The sequence below is a fragment of the Acinetobacter sp. neg1 genome (assembly GCF_000788125.1).
In the GTDB taxonomy this organism is placed as follows: domain Bacteria; phylum Pseudomonadota; class Gammaproteobacteria; order Pseudomonadales; family Moraxellaceae; genus Acinetobacter; species Acinetobacter vivianii.
On the sequence record NZ_JSZD01000012.1, the window covers coordinates 203,400 to 219,721 of the forward strand.

The window sequence follows — 16,322 nt, forward strand, 5'->3', positions numbered from 1 at the left end:
TTCTCTATTTTTTATTTAAGACAACGTCTCCACACCTGCTTCGCGTAGACATTGCAATAACACACCAAAGGCCATCACCATGTCTTTTTCATTGACACAAGCAAAGCCCATCAGCAGTCCACGCTGTGCATGGGCATGAGAGTGCATATAATATTGTGACAGTGCGCGTACCTTGACGCCACGTTCTAGGGCAGTGGCTGCAACGGCAACATCATCACATTGGGCAGGAAGTTTGAGCACCAGATGCAAGCCTGCTGCTTCATCATATTCATGCACAAATTCTGTCCCCAAATATCGATTAATCAGGCTGACCAAGTAATCACGTCGTTTGCCATAGAGCAAACGCATGCGACGGATATGTGCTTCATAATGGCCTTCACGAATAAATTCAGCGAGGGCTTTTTGTTCAAGCAGATGTCCACCCCGATATAATTCTGCCGCCACAATCCGTAAAGGTGAAAATAGCGGTTTAGGCACCACCACATAACCGATGCGTAATGAGGGATAAATGGTTTTACTAAAAGTACCCATGTAGATCACAGGTGCATCATTTTCCAGACCTTGCAGAGAAGGATAAGGCTGACCCGAGAAGCGGAATTCACTGTCATAATCATCTTCAACAATCCAGCTGTGATGCTGACGCGCGATCTGGATCAACTGTTTTCTTCTGTCCAGACTTAAATGCGAACCAAGCGGGTATTGATGTGAGGGTGTCACAAAAATCAGTTTAGGTGGTTGTGCAGGCTGTTCCTCTGGAATAATTCCTTCGGCATCGACAGGCATGGGTTGAATATCCAGTCCATTGATCCTCAAGGTATTCCGCATGCCCCAATACGCTGGGTCTTCAATCCAGACACGATCCCCGATATCACTCAGCGCGCGTGAGACCAGATCAATTGCCTGATGGATGCCTTCGGTAATAATAATCTGGTCAGCATCGCAGTGGACTGAACGGGCAACGCGTAAATAGTCTGCCAAGGCACTGCGCAGTTCAATACAACCACCCGCACTGCTATAAATCAGTCGGTTAATATCGGGTTCACGGCTGAGGCGGGCTTGAATACGGCTGAAAATATGATGTGGAAACTCGGTGACATCGGGCGCACCGGGGACAAAAGCACCCCATTGATGCGGAGAGGCCGCGGCATAGCCCAATAAACTTGATCCTCGTTGTGACAACACAAACGAGGTTTGTTGCTGAGCAATAGGCGCTTGTTTTTTATTTGTCTTGGTATTTAAAAAGGCTTCGGGAAGATGTTCTGCTACCCAAGTGCCATGTCCTGTACGTGCCTCAAGATAGCCTTCGGCCTGAAGTTGCTCATAGGCTGAAAGCACCGTATTACGGGAGACATGAATTTCACTGGCTAAATCACGTGAAGCGGGTAAACGTGTTTTGGGCTGGATCACACCTTCGATAATGGCTCCGCGTAAACAGCGAAATAAGCGCTGATGTAGTTTTCCTTCCATGTCCTGTTGGAGACGTTGTAATAAATGATCTCCAAGTAAACTACGCAATTGGCTCTCTCCTTCAATTTAAAAGTGGCTCTCGTCACTGGCCTTCATACGCGCGAAATTACAGGTATAGACAGTCCTTGTAAAACATCCTGAAAAAAATCGAGCTGGATGTCGGGCAACACTGTAATTGATGATGAAAATATGAGGGAATTAAATGAACGATCAACATTCTGCACTTAACACACGTAAACAGCAAGCAACACCGCGTGGTGTGGGCGTAATGTGCCAGTGGTATGCAGCAAAAGCAGAAAATGCAACAATTTGGGACAAGGATGGCAACGCGTTTATCGATTTTGCAGGTGGTATTGCGGTTTTAAATACAGGCCATCGTCATCCCAAAGTGATTGCCGCAGTAACTGAGCAACTCAGCAAGTTTACCCATACTGCTTATCAGGTGACTCCTTATGAAAGTTATGTGGCTTTGGCTGAACGGATTAATGAACGCGCACCGATTGCGGGTGCAGCCAAGTCTGCTTTCTTTACCACGGGTGCCGAAGCGGTTGAGAATGCCGTGAAAATTGCACGTTCATATACAGGCCGTCATGGCATTATCACCTTTGGTAATGGTTTCCACGGTCGTTCATTCATGACCATGGCAATGACAGGTAAAACAGCACCATACAAACGCGATTTTGGGGTGATGCCAGCAGGTGTGTTCCATGCCCGTTACCCTGTGCCAGCCAAAGGCATTAGCGTCGATGCAGCGATTGCCAGTGTTGAAGATATTTTCAGTGAAGACATTGCACCGCATGACGTGGCGGCGATTGTACTGGAACCTGTACAAGGTGAAGGTGGTTTCAATGTGGTGCCTGCCGAGTTTTTAAAGCGTTTACGTGCCTTATGTGACAAGCATGGTATTTTACTGGTGGCCGATGAAGTGCAAACTGGTTTTGCTCGTACAGGCAAACTGTTTGCCATGAATCATTTTGAAACCAAAGCTGATCTGATCACGATGGCAAAAAGTCTAGGTGGTGGTTTCCCGATTTCTGGTGTGGTTGGACGTGCCGAAGTCATGGATGCACCAAACCCAGGCGGTCTCGGTGGAACCTATGCAGGCAACCCGATTGCGGTTGCGGCAGCTCACGCCGTGATTGATGCGATTGAACAAGAAAAGCTGTGCGAACGTGCCAATGAACTGGGTGCTGAGCTGGTTGCTGCACTAAAAAATATCCAGCAGGAATCGGGTGATGTGGTCACCGATATTCGTGCACTCGGATCGATGGTGGCGGTTGAGCTGGAAACAGCTGAGCAAGCAAAAGCTGTACAAAACTATGCAATGGAAAACGGTTTGTTACTTCTAACTTGCGGTAAATACGGTAACGTTATTCGTTTCCTATATCCATTAACGATTCCTGCCGAACAATTCCGTCAAGGTCTAGAAATCTTGAAACAAGGTTTTGTCGCATTGAATACAAATCGCGTAACAGCAATGGAGCAACCTGCATGATTCAAAACAATTTGCAGTATCTTTTAAAACACCCAGATATTGCATTTAATCAGCCTGCATCAAGTGATTATATTGAAGTTAATGATGCAGCAACTGGCGATACCTTGGCTTGGGTCAAAACCTATGACCGTGCGGCTGTGGACGCTGCGATTCAGCGTTCTGCCCAAGCACAGGCGGCATGGAAAAAGCAAACTGCGCTGTTCCGTGCGGATGTGTTGTTGGCGTGGTACAACCTGATGCTCGAGCACAAAGAAAATCTGGCGCAGATTTTAACGGCTGAACAAGGTAAACCACTGGCAGAAGCACGTGGTGAAATTGCCTATGCAGCTTCTTTTATTCGCTGGTTTGCCGAGCAGGCACGCCGTATTGATGGTGAAGTATTAACCTCAACCCAGCCCCATCAGCGCTTACTTGTGATTAAACAGGCGATTGGGGTAACGGCTGCAATCACGCCGTGGAATTTCCCAGCCGCGATGATTACCCGTAAGGCGGCACCTGCGATTGCTGCGGGCTGTACCATGCTGGTCAAACCTGCGGAACAGACTCCATTAACCGCGTATGCACTCGAAGTGTTGGCTTTACAGGCAGGCTTACCTGCCGATGTGCTGATCAATATCAGTGGTGATGCAGTTGAAGTCGGCAAGACCTTATGCGAAAGCGATATTGTACGTAAGCTCAGTTTTACAGGCTCAACGCAAGTGGGTCGTATCTTGATGCAACAATGTGCGCCAAGCATTAAAAAGCTCTCGCTTGAATTAGGTGGGAATGCACCTGTGCTGGTGTTTGATGATGCCAATCTTGAACAGGCGGTGCAGGGCATTATGGCCAGCAAATACCGCAATAGCGGACAAACTTGCGTGTGTGCTAACCGTATTTATGTACAAGATGGCATTTACGATGCTTTGGCGGAACGTTTAGTTGAAGCCGTATCCAAACTGAAAGTTGGAGATGGGCGTCAAGACGGTTCAACCCAAGGGCCATTGATTGATGAAGATGCGATTGCCAAAGTCCAGTCGCATATTGCCGATGCGACCTCGAAAGGGGCGACGGTACGGATTGGTGGACAGCGTTCAGCCTTGGGTGGAACATTCTTTGAGCCGACCGTGTTAACGGGCGTCACCCAAGACATGAAGGTGTCGAAAGAAGAAACCTTTGGACCACTTGCTCCTTTATTCCGTTTTAAAACCGAAGATGAAGCAGTGGCAATGGCGAACGATACCGAGTTTGGTTTAGCGGCCTATCTATTTACCCAAAGTACAGCTCGTCAATGGCGAGTGGGTGAAGAACTGGAATATGGCATGGTTGGCATCAACACTGGAGCTATTTCAAATGAAGTTGCCCCATTTGGTGGTGTTAAACAGTCTGGCTTAGGCCGTGAAGGTTCAAAATTCGGCATAGAAGAATATGTTGAAATGAAGTATCTCTGTGTAGATTTATCCGAATAAGACATAAAACATTTTATGTCTTAGCTTAGCGATGTCCTACACCGTACACGTTTGATAAAAAGCCAGTCATGCCCATTCGTGACTGGCTTTTTTCAATAAGGTCTGGAACTAGCGTGCCGAGTCCAAAACTTCATGATTCTGAATAACAGCTTGCGCTTTGCTATAGCTTTCAATCAGCAACTGATAGGCTGGGAAAATTTGTGTATAAACCTGCGCCCATTCCTGCGCATCGTCACGGTTCCATGTACGCTGGATTTCAGAAGCAACAGCCGCTGTATCCATAGGCACGACACCTGCCTGAACCACACGCGCCAAGGTAATTTCTTCTGCCATTTTGCTATAAGTCCCTGAAGCATCCACAACCGCAAATACTTTATAGCCATCTGCAACAGCACTGATCGCTGGGAAAGCCATACATACGCTGGTAATTGTTCCTGCAATAATTAAGGTGTTGCGACCAGTTGCTTTCACTGCCTCAACAAAGTCTTGATTATGCCATGCGTTGATTTCACCTTTACGTGCAACATATTGTGCATGGGGTGCATTGGCATGAATTTCAGGAATCAGCGGACCATTTGGACCTTGCGGTACTGATGCCGTAGTAATCACAGGAATATTGGCTAAACTTGCAATTTTGGCAAGTGCAGCGGCACGCTGACGTAACTCAGGCATTGGCATATCACCGACGGTCTGGAATAAGCCGCTTTGATGATCAATCAATAGCATTACGGCATCATTGGCATCAATGACTGGTGCTTGACCATTGAAATTTGCTGGTGTTGTCATTGTTCTATCCTCATCATGTTATGGTTGGTATAATTGATGATATAGATAGGATAGTAGCTGAAAAATATCTAATATAGGATATATTGTCATGTATAGAGAACAATAAGGTTTCAATATAGGGCCGAGTAGATAAATATGAAAGATTTAAATGACTTATATTTTTTTGTCAAAGTGATCGACTGTGGCGGTTTTTCGGCAGCGAGCCAAGAACTGATGGTCACCAAGTCTTTATTGAGTCGCCGTATTGCCGAGTTGGAAGAGCGCCTTGGAGTCAAGCTGATTAATCGCACGACCCGACAGGTTTCTATTACTGAAGTGGGTAAAATCTATTATCAGCATTGCAAAGCGATGTTAATTGAAGCTGAGGCCGCAGAGAAAGCGATTGAATTTTTAACAGCAGAGCCACGTGGGCTGATTAAATTATCTTGCCCGACCAATTTATTGCATATCAATATCAGTCAAATGTTAAATGAGTTTTTACAGCTTTATCCGAAGATTAGTCTGCATGTGGAAGCCACCAATCGCCGTGTGGATTTGATCAACGAACGTTTTGACTTGGCGGTGCGCATTCGTCCTTTGCCGTTGGCGGACAGTGATTTAATTGTACGAGAGCTGGCTTTGGCGCGGCAATTTATTGTGGCGAGTCCAAATCTGCTGCATCAGTTTTATTCGATTACTGAGCCGCAGCAGTTGACGCAATTTCCAGTGCTGATGATGGAATCTTTTGCACCAGAGTATTATTGGCATTTATTTTCGCATGATCAGAAAGAAATTAAAGTACAGTGTCATCCCCGATTGACTACCACCGATTTAACAGCCTTAAGAGAAGCCACTTTACAAGGTTTGGGTATCGCAAAATTACCTGAATTAATGGTCGCTGAAGATATTAAACAGGGGCGCTTGATTCATGTGTTACCTGAATGGCAACCCAAGGCAGAGTTGATCCATTTGGTATACACATCAAGACGCGGCTTGCTCCCATCGATGAAATTATTGATCGATTTTCTGGTGAAAAAATTTGCTGAGCTGAAAAAGGAAAATTCAGTGTTGTATTAAAAACTGCACTATAAAGAATAGCCACTGTCAGTTTTTGCCAATTCACGTAGCCCCGTCATTAAGCTTTCAATCAGTTTTTCCACCACGAGACGTTGCCCCTTACGCGAGGCGTAGACTAATTGAACCGTACCACGATTGGATTTCCATTCTGGCAGTAAATGAATCAGTTTGCCTTTTTCAATGTCGGCTTGTACGGTCAGATAGGGCAGATCCGCGATTCCAAGCCCATCACTGACCGCATAATAGACACCTGCCAGATCGTTACTTTTAACTCGCGGTTGATATGGCACATCCACCGTTTCATCACTGTCAACATGACATAAGTGCCAGTAATATTGATGCTTCTGGATGCCTAAGGCTACACTCGGATAATATTGTAAGTCTGAGTAATGTTCAATTGTATGGCCTTGCAGTAATTCGGGCGCTGCCACTAAACAATGCTCAGTCCGGATCACATCGCGAACGATGAGGCTAGAATCCTGATTGGGTTCAAAACTGGTGCGAATCGCGATATCAATATCATCATGAAGAATATCAACACGACGGCTGGTCAGCTCTAAAGAAATCTCGACTTTGGGGTAGGTTTTGAGAAACTGATTCAGTAATTTCCGGATTTGAAAGTGCATCATCAATGGAGGGCAACTGATCTTGACCAGTCCCTGTGGTTCATTTTTTTGTTTGAGCAAGATATTTTCAGCACATTCAACTTGTGCAATCACTTTGCAACATTCTTCATAAAATTCCTGTCCCAGCTCGGTCACTTTAAAGTGGCGCGTCGTTCGCTGGATCAGGCTGACATTAAATTTATTTTCCAGCTCAATGATACGACGGCTCAGCTTGGACTTACTGATATTTTCAGCTTCGCTGGCCGCACTAAAGCCGCCATGTTTGACCACCAGATAAAAATAATGAAAGTCGTCAAATGAGTTGATCAAGGCCAGTACGTTCCAATCAATATGAAAAGATTAGAATAGCATCAACTATTCTAATCTGATGTAGTGAAGCTTTATTTTTGAGCTGTATTCTGAGCGTAGCTATTCATTAAATTACGATAGTCTGGAATATGATTAGAGAACAAAGCACCTAAACCTTCAATATCATTACGCCAGTCACGATGTAGTTCGCAGGCCATACCAAACCATGTCATCAACTGTGCACCTGCCTGCGACATGCGGTCCCACGCGGCATCGCGGGTGAGTGCGTTGAATGTTCCCGAAGCATCAGTAATCACGAACACCTCAAAGCCTTCAGCCAAGGCCGAAAGAGCAGGAAAAGCGACACAGACCTCAGTGACGACGCCTGCAATAATCAACTGTTTTTTACCTGTGGCTTTGATCGCTTTGACAAAGTCTTCATTGTCCCACGCATTGATTTGTCCAGGGCGAGCAATATAAGGTGCATCTGGGAACATCTCTTTGAGTTCAGGCACCAACGGGCCATTGGGACCATTTTCAAAACTGGTGGTTAAAATGGTAGGTAAATTAAAATACTTTGCAGCATCTGCCAGCGCCAGTACATTATTTTTAAATTTATCTGGATCGATGTCCCGAACCAATGAAAGTAGGCCTGTTTGGTGATCCACTAACAGTACCGCAGCATTGTCTTTGTCTAAGCGAATATAGTCTTTAGTCATGGTTGTATCCTCAAATTGTTGTAAAAGTAAAATAAAAAGATCAGCTCTTTTTGTGATGTGCTGAAATAATCCTAGTCAAATTTTGCCAGCTGAAAAAGTTCAAAAAATGAGATAAACCATATCAAAAATAGGATGATTATTTTGATTGTGAACTGATATCTATTTTTATAAGAAAATTGTCCTATATATAGAATAATGTGTTGCGAATCCGATGCTATAAGCAGCGATTGTTGAGGCGTAAAATGAATCTCAACAGCAGTGTTTTTACGCTATAGGAGAAACCAAATGAAGAAAATTCTTGGTGTGTATCAGAACAAACACATGCACTGGGTCGGTGATGGTTTCCCAGTGTATAACCTGTTCTCATATGACCGTTTAGGCCAAAGCCTCAGTCCATTTTTGTTATTGGATTATGCTGCGCCTTATCGCTTTGATCCAACCACGGTCAAGCATGGCGTAGGTTCACATCCTCATCGTGGTTTTGAAACGGTTACTATCGCTTATCAAGGTGAAGTGACTCATAAAGACTCAAGTGGCGGTGGTGGAACCATCAAAGCGGGAGATGTGCAATGGATGACCGCAGGTGGCGGGATTCTGCATCAGGAATTTCATTCACCTGAATTTGCACATCAAGGTGGCCTATTTGAAATGGTACAGCTTTGGGTCAATTTGCCAGCACATTCAAAAATGACACCCGCAAAGTATCAGGCAATTGAAGCTGATCAAATTCAGCACATTGCACTGGATGATGCAGGCAGTGAAATACGTGTGATCGCTGGTCAATATCAAGATATTGAAGGGGCAGCGACGACCTTTAGTCCAGTCAATGTTTGGGATGGCACGTTGGTGAAAGATCAGGAACATAGCTTTTATGTGACTGAAGGTCATACCACCTTATTGGTTCTGCTCTCTGGTCAGGTGACTTTAAATGGTAGTCAAAGCATTGAAGCGCCAAGTTTGGTAGTACTCAGTCGAGAGGAAATTGACTTCAGTCTCAAGGCTGAACAAGACAGTAAATTCTTGATCCTGACTGGCCAGCCACTGAATGAACCGATTGAAGGGTATGGACCTTTTGTTATGAATAGCCAAGCGGAAATCGTAGACGCCGTTCGTGATTTCAATAGTGGTAAATTTGGTCAAATGGAAGCTTGATTGCTGAATTAAATCAATGTTTTATATAAGAAGGCCGATCACGCTTTGAAGCGTGATCGGCCTTCGTTGTAAGGGTCCTCTATTGATTTTTTTAATTTATTGTCACTTATAGTTATTCAGCTTATTATGTGACTTCGTTCTCGTTCTTATACAAAAAGAATAGCGCTAAATTTGAGCGTTGCAAAGCCCCTAAAGCACTGAAAATGAAAAAATAAAGAATGTTCTGTATATTTTTGTGGCCTAAAAGGTAATATTTTGAATCTTTTCATTGGGTTAAGTTAAAAAGTAGAATTGTGATAAAATGTAACAATAAATGAACAATGAAATTCAACAAAACACGGGCTGAAATGCTGAATCTGGTATTTTTTAATACCGTGTTTAGGCGAACTATCAGTCATAATCAAGAAAAATCATCAACTGATGGGACATAATTTTGGATATTGCAATTATCGGCAGTGGAATGGCAGGACTTGCCTCAGCCAGAATCCTACATGATGCAGGACATAAAGTAACGATATTCGAAGCCCTCGCAGGTCGAGGCATGGATAGTCATAGTATTGACTTTGATGGTGGCATTATTGATGCGCCTTTGCGTGTCATGAATCCAAAGCTGTGGCAAAACACGCTCAGTCTGGCCAGTTATTTAGGCATTGAAACTTTCCCTGTACGCACATTTATGGCTTGCAGTTGGCTGTTTGAAGATAGAACAGATACCTGGCTGACGACTTCACGTAGCCGGATTGGTAATTTCCCGATTATTAATAACCGCAAAGGCATTCAGCAATATGGCTGGCGTCTGGTTAAGGGCATGTTGCAACTTAAAACTGCCGTGCATCAATTCTTTAAATCAGACAATCAGGACATCACTTTAGCCGAGTTCATGAATCAATATCATATTGAGGAAGTGTTCTGGCATGGTACGGTAATGCCTGTGTTATATACGATTTGTACCTGCCATCCAAAGACCATTGGTGAATGGCCTGCGAAACCGTTATTGGAATTTATTCGTCAATTGACCGAAGGCGAAGCCCTATTGCGTATGAAAGGCGGTACTCCAGCGCTGGTGAGTCGCCTGATTGATGGTATTGAAATCCATAGCGGTTCTCCTGTGAAAAAAGTGGAAGAGCAGGGCGATAAAGTACTGGTTGAAAATGATCAGGGCGAGCATCAGTTATTTGATCGTGTGGTGATTGCCACTCCAACACCAGCGATTGAAGGATTCCTGAAACAGCCGCAGTTTGCTGAAGATATTGCCTTACTGAAAAAATTCCGTTTTGAAGAAGGGGATCTGGTAATTCATACCGATCCGATCGTGATGCCGCAACGCCGTAAGGACTGGGCTGTCCTTAGCTATATGATGGATCGTAAATTTACCCGTCAACAGTTCACCGTGTGGATTAACTCGATTGAGCCAAGCTTGGTGGGTAAAAATGCGGTGTTCCAGACTTGGTGTCCAGTGATTGATATTGATCCGAAGAAAATTATTTCCAAGGTGAAATTGACCCGTGCCGTGGTGGATTCAGAAACAGTTGCATTGAATAAGCAAATTCAGCAACGTCATTTAGACCAGAATCGTAAGGTTTTTTATTGTGGTTCATGGTCATGTGATGGTTTGCCAATTTTAGAATCGGCGGTGACCTCAGCGATGCACATTTCTGAAATTTTGGGTGCGCCGTTACCATTTGTTGGGCTAAAACCAAAAGTGAAGGTCGCGCCAGAACTCGGTTATTAATATGACCACTCTCAAGCAGGCACTAATTGAAAAAGTCATCGGGCATAAATATGCCATTGATGCACAGCATCTCGGAGATGACTCAGCGCTTGCTTGGAGCAATTTAGGACATTGGCAAGGACAGCATCATAACTATCCGCTGGCTTGCCAAAGTCTGGCCGATCAGATCGCTGCTTCCCTACAACTCCAATCAACAGATCGTGTTTTAGATCTTGGCTGTGGACAAGGTGCCAGTCTATTGTACTGGCGCCAGCATTATCAAATTCAGCAACTCAGCGCGGTTGAACTCCAGCCTCAATGTGTCAAATACATTCAAGAATACTTACCTGAAATTCAAATTCATTGTGAAAATTTTTTGAATTTAAAAGACCTGCAACTTTTAAATTCATTTGATGCAGTGCTGTGTATAGATGCGGCTTACCACAGCAATTTGAATTCATTTCTTAATTCAGTTTCCCCAGTTTTAAATTCAAAAGGCCGAATCGCTTTTCACACACTGATGTGGTCAGAGAATTGGCAGAATTGCACTTATCTACAAAAACAGAAATATCATTACTTATTAAAAAGTGCAGATGTGAATTGGCAAAATTTAATGGGCCAGCAGCAGCTTGAACAAACTTTAGAACAACATGGTTTTGATGCGATAGAAATTCAGGATTTTTCTGAACCTGTATTGAATGGTTTTGCTGAATATATTGCGTCGCGAAAAGCTGAAAAGCACAGTTTTAATTTTGCTCAGTTCAAAATCGAGATGACTGCCAAGTTGTGCCGAAAACTCTACCAAGATGGATGGGTGCGATATATTCAAGTCAGTGCAGTAAAAAAGTGAGAAAAATATGCCAAATCAATATAAAGGTTCATGCCTCTGTGGTGCAGTGAGCTATCAGGCAGAGGTTGCGCCGCGTTATCGTTTTAATTGTCATTGTCGTGACTGTCAGAAAGCCACAGGTAGTGCCTATGCCCCAATTGCGTTCTTTCATCAATCTGAATTGAAGATCGAAGGTGAACTCAAATATTTTGAGTCTTTGGGACTGTCAGGCAAGCCGATTCGCCGTGCATTTTGCCCCAATTGTGGTTCGCAAATGTTTGGCTTGCCAGAACTGGTACCTGAAATGATTTCAATACGTGCAGGAACACTGGATGATCCAAATTTGTATCAACCGCAAGCAGAATGTTTTGTGAGTCATGCAAATGAGTGGGATTTATTAAATCCGAATATTTCGCATTTTGAGAAAATGATGGGGAAGAAAAGAGAATAAAGAGAGAAATGGTGCCGGCACACGGATTCGAACTGTGGACCTACTGATTACAAGTCAGTTGCTCTACCAACTGAGCTATGCCGGCAACGTGGCGAGAATTCTACAGAATCTAATTAAAAAAACAAGCGAAAAAATGAGCAAACGGAGAAAATTCATCAGTGCGTCGAATTTTCGCCAGTTTTCTCTTAATTACTCAGCGCATAAACAAAGGAATCAACGATTTCGCCTGTGCTTAAATACGCTTTGACAGGCACACGTTGATAGCCTGCGCCTTCGAATTCATCTAGTGCTTGCCAATGTTGTTCTAGGTTATCTGAGAAAAACACAAAGCCAGAGACCTTTTGATCTGTTTGATCTAAAACAATACCCGGAAAGCCCAGTTCAGCGCCCCAGCCTTGTTGTTTGAGTGTGCCAAATACATGTGCGTCTGCCCATGTACCACCAATATTTTCCATGATATGGGCATTGGGACGGTTGGGCCCTAAAGTACCGTAAACGAATAAACTGAGCATAGTGAAATGTATGGAAGTAAAATAAATAGAGTAGCAAAATGAGGGGGATAGGTATAAGCTAAGTTGTAAGCATCTACATAAATGTAGAGTATCTATCTATGAGTAGTTGATGGTCATGGAATTCTAAAAAGGGCTTAAGAGCTAAATAAATTTCCTCTTGTAGATTGATATCTATCCATGATTCATCACCATAGATACATTCGCAAATGGCTCTGAAAATAAGTTCAATTTCATGATTATTCATTAAAAAAATCTCTTCTTCTACTCTACCTCTGAGTGCTTCAAGAAGTTCCTTAAAATTCTCGAATTCTTCATTATAGAAATCAAGCTTTGAAGAAATATAAGAAAAATAGCCTTTTGCATTTTCGACTAAAGGAATAAGACAAAGATAGAGCTGTGAAATTTCATTAGTTGTGAAATAGGCTCGATTGCTGTGATGGGAGATGTAAAAAGCTTGAAGTAACTCAATGGTTTTCAATATACCTAAAGTCCGATAGTAGTGATTCTTTAGCAAAGAAAACTCACGAATGTCTCTGATATAACCAAAGTTTTCTAGTTCCTTTAAACCTTTAATTCTTTTTAAAGGGGAAAAATAAGTAAAAATGCTTTTCTTTTTATTCCAGCTAATAACTTCAGGAATAAATTTCTCAGTTATCCATTCAAATGAAGTTTGACAAGACCACCATTGTTTTTCTGATACAGGGATTTTGCTAAGGGGCGGTTCCCATAACAAGGTGAGTTCATCTCTGTCATTGATATCTTTAATATTTTCTGCCAAAAACATACCGTGATAAACATCTTCTACAGGTTTATATTTTTCTCCTGTATAGAGTTGTATGAAATTTCGAGATGCTGAAAATATATGCCATTCAGTGTCTCCATTATCTACATCATGAATGTTCGTAAACTTAATCATTAGGTCCCAAATTTCCTTGGGCAATGTACATAAAGCAACGTATGTTTGACCATTCCATGAAATAAAAGGAAAGTCATAAGCTTTCCATCTGTCTTCAATTTTTTGTATTGCTCCAAGATAGGCAGTAGTAAGATTGTCCGCAACTTCTGTAATTTGTTGAATAACTTCAATTGGTAGATTAAAGCGACAGTTTTGTAAGTCTATAACTTCAGATTGATTTGATGGGGTACCAATATAAAATGGTCTATAGCGAGAGTGGATAGGTTGTCCCGAGTTCCCTAAAAAATTTTCTAACATCCATTTGTTTTTTAGAATAACACTTACCCCATGAGCATCATGAGTTTTGACCGTAATAAGGGCAGAGCCGACATGGTTTTGTGTAGGTAATAAAGCCGAAATTTCAATCCACTTTTTTTTAACTTTCCAATTGCCATCCTCAAAAAAGGATTCGTCAAAATCTGAATAGTTTAATGAAGAGAAATCAAGAAATTCTTTAGCCGCTTCTCGATTATTTTCAACAGGATCGATTAATGCTTTATGTAATTTTTCAATAAAGTGAGTTCTAAGCATCCATTCATTGTAAAATTGACTTTCAGGAGCCATTGGAAAGAACTTACTAACAATATCAGGATAGGGTTGTGATTTTATGGTTAAGGTCACTGATGTCCATAACTCGGATTCAACTCCTAAAGTATGTAGTTCTTGATGTATTTCATCCCATTTTTTTTGTGTATTCCTAGTTAATTGATCTTGAGCAAGGATAACTACATATTTCTTTATCTTTGGAATTAAATCATTTTGTTTTAATTTCTTAAAAGTGTTTTCCAATTCTTGCGCGGATAGATTTTCCCAGCATTTACATTCGTATACCGCAAGTTGTTGAGGAAATTTCGCGAGATTGGCACAAATATCAAGCCCACCCTGATAGTGTCCATTACCTTTAATACGGTGAACATTGTTTAAATTTTTATCTTTAATAAGTAACCATTCGCAATATTGTTCAAATTGTTCGCTTGTAAGTTGAGTAAAAGGTAAGGTAGTAGCATCAAATGGTATGTATGATTTCATAAAATTATACTTCTTTTGACTAACACTCAGATTTTTCAACTATTTTCGAGTTGTTAAAAGTTCAATTTTTTGTAATATGATTCTTACTTTACACCAGTATTTAAGTTTTTTTAATTAAATTCAATTTGTATTTAGTGATTATATTTGATTTTTTGAAAAAAATATTATAAATGTTAATTGATTAAATTTAATTAATTGAAGATGGTTATACTTATGAGCAAGAAAATAAAGGTTTTAGATATTTATTTGGATACTGACAATCCTAGACACGATCCAATAAATGATCAACCTGAAATAATTGCTCATTTATTAAAAGAAGAAAAAATAAAAAATTTGGCTAAGGATATAGCTGAAAATGGAATTAGTCCGATTGAATTACTGGCTGTTATTAAGGGTAAAAACAATAAATATACTGTGGTTGAAGGTAATCGTCGTATTTGTGCATTAACACTATTGAATGATCCAGAGAAAGCACCTAATCAGAATTTAAAAGACTACTTTAAAAGGTTGAAGGCTAAGTCTGCATTAATACCAGACTCTGTCAATTGTGAGGTATTTGATCAAAGGGAAAAAGCTGATTTATGGATAGAACGTCGTCATGAGGGAGAACAATCTGGAGTTGGTACTAGACAATGGAATGCTGTACAGAAAACGAGACACAATGCTCGACTACAAAGAAGTGACGATAACACTTTAGCTCAAGCTATTATTGATTATGTAATAAATAATAGCTTGATCGAAAATAGTGAAACGGTTCGTATACTCACAACTGCATCACGATATTTAGGAAATCCCTTTTTTAGAAAAACTTTAGGTATTGCTAGTTCTCGCACTGATTTAAATGTTCAAATTACAACAACTATTTCTGAATTCGAAAAAGTAATTACTAAATTTTGTTTAGATTTGATTGTGAGTGCAGATACTAATAGTCCTGAAATGATTGTATCTTCACGATCTACTAGTGGGCAGGTAGAAGAGTATGCTAGAAAACTTATATATGAGGGTTATGCTCCTATAACGCATTTAAAAGCGTATCTCTTAAAAGACGCTATTCGAGAAGAATCTAGAAATGAAAGCGTGACTGTTACACCTGATGTTAGTGGTGCAGGTATTTCTAGTACTGATGATACGGGTGCATCTGATACTAATGATACGAGTGCATCTGATATTAATGATACGAGTACATCTGATACTGATGATACGGGTGCATCTGATACTGATGATACAAGTACATCTGGTTCTGATGATAGAGAAGGAATGGAGGAGGATGAAACATCTAGTACTTCAGAGCAGCCAGGAACTACTCCAGATCCAAATAAAAGAAAATATTTAGTAACCTCAAAGTTGATTGCTTGTATATCAGATAATACTTTGAGAAGGGTTTATGGTGAGTTAAGAAAGATTGAGATTGACGAATGTCCATTAGCAGTTATGTTAGTTGCAAGAGCTTTTTTGGAAGTAATCTATATCAAATATTTTGAAAATATAATTGGGCATAAATATGATAAGAATAAAATGAGGATGCATGTGGTATTACAGAAAGTGTGCGAATCTCTTGACTCTAAAAAGAATGAATTAAATCATTCACAAGTTAGTGCATTAGCTGTTCTAAAGAAACTACCCTCTGACCAAAATAAAATTTTTGCCGCGGGTAACTTAGGGCTTTATGCTCATGCGGTAGAGTATCCAAGTAATAAGAAGCAAATCATAATTGAATGGGATAATATTTCAGCGATAGTCCAATATATGTTAGTTAAGCTATATAAAGAAGGACAATAAAAAGCTAATATTAACCTAGTTT

The 16,322-nt window shown here is 41.3% G+C and carries 14 protein-coding genes and 1 tRNA gene; 8 read left to right on the forward strand and 7 right to left on the reverse strand.

Features of this window, described 5'->3' with window-relative positions; genetic code table 11:
• Positions 1 to 15: 15 nt before the first annotated feature.
• Positions 16 to 1,515 carry a PLP-dependent aminotransferase family protein gene (locus PJ15_RS09390; RefSeq protein WP_047430155.1) on the reverse strand — a complete coding sequence of 500 codons (1,500 nt, stop codon included), beginning with the start codon at positions 1,513 to 1,515 and terminating at the stop codon, positions 16 to 18.
• A gap of 154 nt (positions 1,516 to 1,669) precedes the next feature.
• Here PJ15_RS09390 and gabT point away from each other — a divergent pair, with 154 nt between their 5' ends.
• Positions 1,670 to 2,962 carry a 4-aminobutyrate--2-oxoglutarate transaminase gene (gabT, locus tag PJ15_RS09395; RefSeq protein ID WP_047430158.1) on the forward strand — a complete coding sequence of 431 codons (1,293 nt, stop codon included), beginning with the start codon at positions 1,670 to 1,672 and terminating at the stop codon, positions 2,960 to 2,962.
• Positions 2,959 to 4,407, forward strand: a complete 1,449-nt coding sequence (locus tag PJ15_RS09400; protein ID WP_004776188.1) for an NAD-dependent succinate-semialdehyde dehydrogenase — start codon at positions 2,959 to 2,961, stop codon at positions 4,405 to 4,407. The genes gabT and PJ15_RS09400 overlap by 4 nt, the downstream gene beginning before the upstream one ends.
• Positions 4,408 to 4,515: 108 nt before the next feature.
• Here PJ15_RS09400 and PJ15_RS09405 read toward each other — a convergent pair whose 3' ends face one another.
• Entirely contained in the window at positions 4,516 to 5,193 is a 678-nt protein-coding gene (locus PJ15_RS09405; protein ID WP_004776187.1) for a hydrolase, read from the reverse strand.
• 135 nt (positions 5,194 to 5,328) lie between these two features.
• On the opposite strand from PJ15_RS09405, the gene PJ15_RS09410 reads away from it, so the two are divergent.
• Positions 5,329 to 6,249, forward strand: a complete 921-nt coding sequence (locus PJ15_RS09410) for a LysR substrate-binding domain-containing protein (RefSeq protein ID WP_047430161.1) — start codon at positions 5,329 to 5,331, stop codon at positions 6,247 to 6,249.
• A gap of 8 nt (positions 6,250 to 6,257) precedes the next feature.
• Here PJ15_RS09410 and PJ15_RS09415 read toward each other — a convergent pair whose 3' ends face one another.
• Positions 6,258 to 7,184 carry a LysR substrate-binding domain-containing protein gene (locus PJ15_RS09415; protein ID WP_047430164.1) on the reverse strand — a complete coding sequence of 309 codons (927 nt, stop codon included), beginning with the start codon at positions 7,182 to 7,184 and terminating at the stop codon, positions 6,258 to 6,260.
• Between the two features lie 71 nt (positions 7,185 to 7,255).
• A complete protein-coding gene (gene ycaC / locus PJ15_RS09420) occupies positions 7,256 to 7,882 on the reverse strand; it encodes an isochorismate family cysteine hydrolase YcaC (RefSeq protein WP_004776184.1) in 627 nt (208 codons plus the stop codon).
• Positions 7,883 to 8,167: 285 nt separating this feature from the next.
• On the opposite strand from ycaC, the gene PJ15_RS09425 reads away from it, so the two are divergent.
• From PJ15_RS09425 to PJ15_RS09440, 4 genes are all read left to right on the forward strand, one after another.
• Positions 8,168 to 9,034, forward strand: coding sequence for a pirin family protein (locus PJ15_RS09425; RefSeq protein WP_047430166.1), 867 nt, complete (start codon positions 8,168 to 8,170; stop codon positions 9,032 to 9,034).
• A 433-nt stretch (positions 9,035 to 9,467) separates the two neighbouring features.
• A complete protein-coding gene (locus PJ15_RS09430; protein WP_004776180.1) occupies positions 9,468 to 10,766 on the forward strand; it encodes an FAD-dependent oxidoreductase in 1,299 nt (432 codons plus the stop codon).
• 1 nt (position 10,767) lies between these two features.
• Positions 10,768 to 11,595 carry an SAM-dependent methyltransferase gene (locus tag PJ15_RS09435; protein WP_047430169.1) on the forward strand — a complete coding sequence of 276 codons (828 nt, stop codon included), beginning with the start codon at positions 10,768 to 10,770 and terminating at the stop codon, positions 11,593 to 11,595.
• A 7-nt stretch (positions 11,596 to 11,602) separates the two neighbouring features.
• Positions 11,603 to 12,025, forward strand: a complete 423-nt coding sequence (locus tag PJ15_RS09440; protein ID WP_016542682.1) for a GFA family protein — start codon at positions 11,603 to 11,605, stop codon at positions 12,023 to 12,025.
• Positions 12,026 to 12,034: 9 nt separating this feature from the next.
• Here PJ15_RS09440 and PJ15_RS09445 read toward each other — a convergent pair.
• From PJ15_RS09445 to PJ15_RS09455, 3 genes are all read right to left on the reverse strand, one after another.
• Positions 12,035 to 12,110 (reverse strand) — tRNA-Thr (locus tag PJ15_RS09445).
• A 100-nt stretch (positions 12,111 to 12,210) separates the two neighbouring features.
• Complete coding sequence (locus PJ15_RS09450; protein ID WP_047430176.1) at positions 12,211 to 12,537, reverse strand: gamma-glutamylcyclotransferase family protein; 327 nt, start codon at positions 12,535 to 12,537, stop codon at positions 12,211 to 12,213.
• A 73-nt stretch (positions 12,538 to 12,610) separates the two neighbouring features.
• On the reverse strand, positions 12,611 to 14,521 hold the full coding sequence (locus PJ15_RS09455; protein ID WP_047430179.1) for a hypothetical protein: 1,911 nt from the start codon (positions 14,519 to 14,521) through the stop codon (positions 12,611 to 12,613).
• 213 nt (positions 14,522 to 14,734) lie between these two features.
• On the opposite strand from PJ15_RS09455, the gene PJ15_RS18830 reads away from it, so the two are divergent.
• Positions 14,735 to 16,300, forward strand: a complete 1,566-nt coding sequence (locus PJ15_RS18830) for a hypothetical protein (protein ID WP_227504689.1) — start codon at positions 14,735 to 14,737, stop codon at positions 16,298 to 16,300.
• Positions 16,301 to 16,322: the final 22 nt, after the last annotated feature.

Coding starts and splice junctions, on each gene's coding strand:
- PJ15_RS09435 (WP_047430169.1), top strand. CDS start 10,768: ATGACCACTCTCAAGCAGGCACTAATTGAAAAAGTCATCGGGCATAAA.
- gabT (WP_047430158.1), top strand. CDS start 1,670: ATGAACGATCAACATTCTGCACTTAACACACGTAAACAGCAAGCAACA.
- PJ15_RS09440 (WP_016542682.1), top strand. CDS start 11,603: ATGCCAAATCAATATAAAGGTTCATGCCTCTGTGGTGCAGTGAGCTAT.
- PJ15_RS09450 (WP_047430176.1), bottom strand. CDS start 12,537: ATGCTCAGTTTATTCGTTTACGGTACTTTAGGGCCCAACCGTCCCAAT.
- PJ15_RS09425 (WP_047430166.1), top strand. CDS start 8,168: ATGAAGAAAATTCTTGGTGTGTATCAGAACAAACACATGCACTGGGTC.
- PJ15_RS09455 (WP_047430179.1), bottom strand. CDS start 14,521: ATGAAATCATACATACCATTTGATGCTACTACCTTACCTTTTACTCAA.
- PJ15_RS09410 (WP_047430161.1), top strand. CDS start 5,329: ATGAAAGATTTAAATGACTTATATTTTTTTGTCAAAGTGATCGACTGT.
- PJ15_RS09405 (WP_004776187.1), bottom strand. CDS start 5,193: ATGACAACACCAGCAAATTTCAATGGTCAAGCACCAGTCATTGATGCC.
- PJ15_RS09400 (WP_004776188.1), top strand. CDS start 2,959: ATGATTCAAAACAATTTGCAGTATCTTTTAAAACACCCAGATATTGCA.
- ycaC (WP_004776184.1), bottom strand. CDS start 7,882: ATGACTAAAGACTATATTCGCTTAGACAAAGACAATGCTGCGGTACTG.
- PJ15_RS18830 (WP_227504689.1), top strand. CDS start 14,735: ATGAGCAAGAAAATAAAGGTTTTAGATATTTATTTGGATACTGACAAT.